The 1,291-nt window shown below is 41.8% G+C and carries 1 protein-coding gene; it reads right to left on the bottom strand.

Going from position 1 to position 1,291, the window contains the following annotated elements:
* Nucleotides 1–26: 26 nt before the first annotated feature.
* Entirely contained in the window at nt 27–1,196 is a 1,170-nt protein-coding gene (locus KI343_RS19760; RefSeq protein ID WP_212928117.1) for an IS256 family transposase, read from the bottom strand.
* Nucleotides 1,197–1,291 lie beyond the last annotated feature (95 nt).

Raw genomic sequence — 1,291 nt, 5'->3', positions numbered from 1 at the left:
TGTCTGAAAATTAGCTCGTTTCTTACCTACTCCCCGTAGCGCTCTTCAAACATGTTTTGTAATGCTTGATATGCGCTTGCGAATCCTCTTAACTTACGTTCTCCCCATCTTTGGTTATAATCTGTTACTTTAAGGTACACTACTTTCTCTGTTGCTTTTTCGCTCGGTAAGCTATTCATGGTTTTGGTACGCTTCTTGATTTCCTTCATGGTTCGTTCAATGATATTCGTCGTGTATATGATGCGCCGGATAGAAGAAGGGTAGTCTAAAAAAGTGAGGAGGACATCCAGATCTTCTTCCCATGATTTCACGATTTTGGGATGTTTCGTCTGCCATCCCTTTTTAAATGCTTGAAATCGATCTTTTGCTTCTTCTTTTGTACTTGCCTCATAAATCTGTTTTAAATCCTCTGCAATGGCTGTCTGATCCTTCTTGCGTACCGCATTCAACGCATTGCGGACTTTATGCACGACACAGCGCTGGACATCTGCTTTGGGATACACTTCTTTCATCGCTGCCTCCAGACCGGGAAGCCCATCAAATACACCAAGCAACACTTCCTTCGCTCCACGTTCATATAAATCTTTTAAAATTTCCTTCCAACCCAGAGAACTTTCCTGCCCGCCTACATAGAATCCTAAAATTTCACGATAACCATCCTCATTCACACCAATGACGATATAGACCACTTCATTAGCGACATCATCCCGACGCAGCTTCAAATAGGTTCCATCTAGATAGAGCACGGAGTAACGCTTGTTTAGCGGACGCTTTTGCCATTCCTCTATGTTCTCTACAGTCGCTTCCGTGATATTGCTTACTGTCGCTGCCGAGTAGGATGAACCCAGCATATGTTCAATCATTTGCCCGATTTCACGTGTGCTGACTCCTTTTTGATACATACGTGTTACGGTTTCACCGACCCATTGATCACGACGCTGATAGGGATCAAATAATTCCGTGTGAAATTCTCCGTATCGGTCTCGAGGAACGGCCAGATCATCAATGTGTCCGTGTTTGGTATCCAGACTCCGTTTATAATAACCATTTTTTACTTGCGTTAATTCTGGGCGCTCTTTCTCAAAAAATTGCTTTCTTTCCTCTTCCATAATGGTTTCCAACTGTTCTTTGACAAAATCGCGTACAAGTTCATCTAGTTGATTCATAAAGGTATTTTGATTTATACTTTGAGACATGGTAGGGTCTCCTTTCTTGATTTTTTGTCCAATTTCGAGGGTACCCTACCTCTTTTTTTATCTCAACTATTTTACACAAACTATTTTACGTCATC

Origin of the sequence: Oceanobacillus sp. J11TS1 (genome assembly GCF_018333215.1) — a bacterium.
Lineage (GTDB): Bacteria > Bacillota > Bacilli > Bacillales > Amphibacillaceae > Oceanobacillus.
The sequence above is the reverse complement of the archived record's forward strand: the minus strand, read 5'-3'. Positions and strand labels throughout refer to the sequence as shown.

What these genes read in the sequence shown, in the direction of transcription:
- KI343_RS19760 (WP_212928117.1), bottom strand. Translation starts at nt 1,196, where the DNA reads ATGTCTCAAAGTATAAATCAAAATACCTTTATGAATCAACTAGATGAA.